This window comes from Trebonia sp. (assembly GCF_049794275.1).
In the GTDB taxonomy this organism is placed as follows: domain Bacteria; phylum Actinomycetota; class Actinomycetes; order Streptosporangiales; family Streptosporangiaceae; genus Trebonia.
The window spans coordinates 1-2415 of sequence record NZ_JBARCR010000827.1; the positions used below are offsets into that span (position 1 = coordinate 1).

Annotated in this window: 1 protein-coding gene and 1 pseudogene; one reads left to right on the forward strand and one right to left on the reverse strand. The window is 69.6% G+C overall.

The window, feature by feature from the left end:
- Positions 1–1165: 1165 nt before the first annotated feature.
- Positions 1166–1975 (forward strand): esterase/lipase family protein, encoded by an 810-nt coding sequence (locus tag WA805_RS21520; protein WP_425243231.1) that lies wholly within the window; start codon positions 1166–1168, stop codon positions 1973–1975.
- A 28-nt stretch (positions 1976–2003) separates the two neighbouring features.
- On the opposite strand, the pseudogene WA805_RS21525 reads toward WA805_RS21520, so the two are convergent.
- Positions 2004–2415 (reverse strand): annotated as a pseudogene (locus tag WA805_RS21525) (ABC transporter permease); the annotation flags it as partial.

Sequence of the window (2415 nt, forward strand, 5' to 3'; positions counted from 1 at the left end):
TCCCTGGCCAGCCGGGACAGCGTGGCGTACACCTGGCTGTACCGCACCGGTTTCCCCCGGCCGAAGAACATGTCGTAGTCACGCTTGAGGTCATAGCCGTGACTCGGCCCCCGTTCGAGGAGCCCGAGCAGTGTCAGCGGAACGCTCATAACCGAGAGAATACTCCAGGAGTATTCTCTCGTGTAGTAGTTGAGCCAGAAAGTTTCACCCCGGAGGTGGCCGACGGCGTTGCGGGGCCCGCCGCCGCGCCCGCGGAGCTGGCGCCGTCCGGCAGCCTCGCCCGGTCATCCAGCGCACGGGCACCGGTCCCCGCTGCCGGTAAACACGACGCGACCTGTGGATAGCCTGTGCATGATGCGGTGGATAACCGCGTTCGATTGCGGATAACCGCCGCCGCGCTGTGGACAACGAAAAAAGCTCTCAATTATTGGCCTCGAACCCTTGCGCCGCGGCCGGGCTGAGGCGTAGAAATGCTTTCACCGTCGGAAACGGGCACTACCCCAGGGGAAACTCAGGGGACGTGGGAGGAGCCGGGAAACCGGTGAATCGCGCGGGTGTCTGGCCCTGGCGGGGCGGCAGTCGCCGCCGGACGGGCCGGGCAACCGGCCAGGCTGGTGCGGCAGGTCGCGCAAGGCCCCCTCCATCCCATAAATGGAGGGGGCCTTGTTCTATTGTGCCCGAGCCCCAGCATCCTGAACACTGCACCGAGTGCGTTCTGTGGATAGCTTGTGAACTATGCGGTGGATAACCGCATTTAATTGCGGATAACTACCGCCGCTCTGTGGACAGCGAAAAAACTCTCAATTAATGTTCCGCGACCCCTTGCGCTGCGGCTGGACGCAGGCGTAGAAATGCTTTCACCGTCAGAAACGGGCACCACCCCAGGGGAAACTCAGGGGACGTGAGAGGAGCCGGGAAACCGGTGAATCGCGCGGGTTCCTGGCCCTGACGGGGCGGTCGGCTTCGCCGGGCGGGCTGGGCAACTGGCCAGGCTGGCGCGGCAGGGCGCACAAGGCCCCCTCCATCCCATAAATGGAGGGGGCCTTGTTCTATTGTGCCCGAGCCGGACGTCCGGCCAGCTCATGACACGCCGGCGAAAGCCGCTGAAGGGGCTTACCGGAGCCACTGTCAAGATCTTGACGTTCGGGGCCGCATCATGGGATGCGTGCGTTCCCCCATTCGCCGGTGGACCGGGCTCAGCCCGCGGCGCAAGATCCTGCTCGGGGGACTCGCCCTGATTGTGGCCGCGGTCGCCGTGGTCGTCGGGGTGCGGGTCTCTGGCGGCCAGCCGGAACCGGTAGCCGGCCGGCCGGGCGCGGTGCTGCTCGTTCCCGGCTACGGCGGGTCCACCACGTCGCTGGACGGGCTGGCCGCGCGGATCAGGAGCGCCGGCCGGACCGCCACCGTGGTGCCGCTCGCGGGTGACGGCACTGGCGACCTGACGGTGCAGGCCCGGGTGCTCAACGGGTACGTGAACTCGGCGCTCGCCGCGGGATCCGGGCCGGTCACCGTGATCGGGTACTCGGCGGGCGGCGTCGTGGCGTGGCTCTGGTACGTCGACTACGGCGGTGCGGGACGGACGGGCACGATCATCACCCTGGGATCGCCGCTGCACGGCGCGCGGATCGCCGCCGTGGGCACCGCGTACGACCCGGGGCTGTGCCCCGTCGCCTGCCAGCAGCTCGCGCCGGGCAGCGCGCTGCTGACCCGGCTGCAGCAATCGGCGCAGCCGCGCCCGCCCTGGCTGTCGCTGTGGAGCGCCGACGACCAGACCGTGCAGCCGCCGGACTCCGCCCGGCTGCCCGGCGCGGTGAACGTCCCGCTCCAGTCCGTCTGCCCGGGCGTGACGATCCAGCACGGCCAGCTGCCCGCCGCCCCGCTCGTCGTCGGCCTTGTGCTGCGCACGCTGTCCGCCGGCCGCGTCACCGCCCCGGCCCCCGGCGATTGCGCGGCCCTGGAGTCCCTCGGCCGCTGACCGCGAAACCTGATCGCCGCCCGCGAGGTCAGGACGTGACGTCCCGCGTGGCGAAGTTGGCCCAGGCGGCCGCCAGGAACACCACCACGTACACCGCCTGGATGGCGAACCCGCGCTGGATGTCCCGCCACAAGATGGGCTGCCGGAAGAAGTCGATCCACGCCAGCCAGTACCGAGTGGGCAGGTAGGGCTGCACGGTGGTCGCGGCGTTCAGCGTGACCAGGATCTCGCTGACGACCAGCGCGGCCAGCGAGCCGAGCGCGGCGCCGATCGCGGAGTCGGTCAGCGTGGACAGGAACAGCGCGATCGCCGCGACGCCGAGCATGGAGACCGTGATGAAGGCCATGGCGCCGAGGACGCGCTCGATGAGCTCCAGGGTGGTCAGCGGGGTGCCGGACAGCGACGTGATGGCCGCGCCGGGCTGCAGCCCGGCCGTGGGC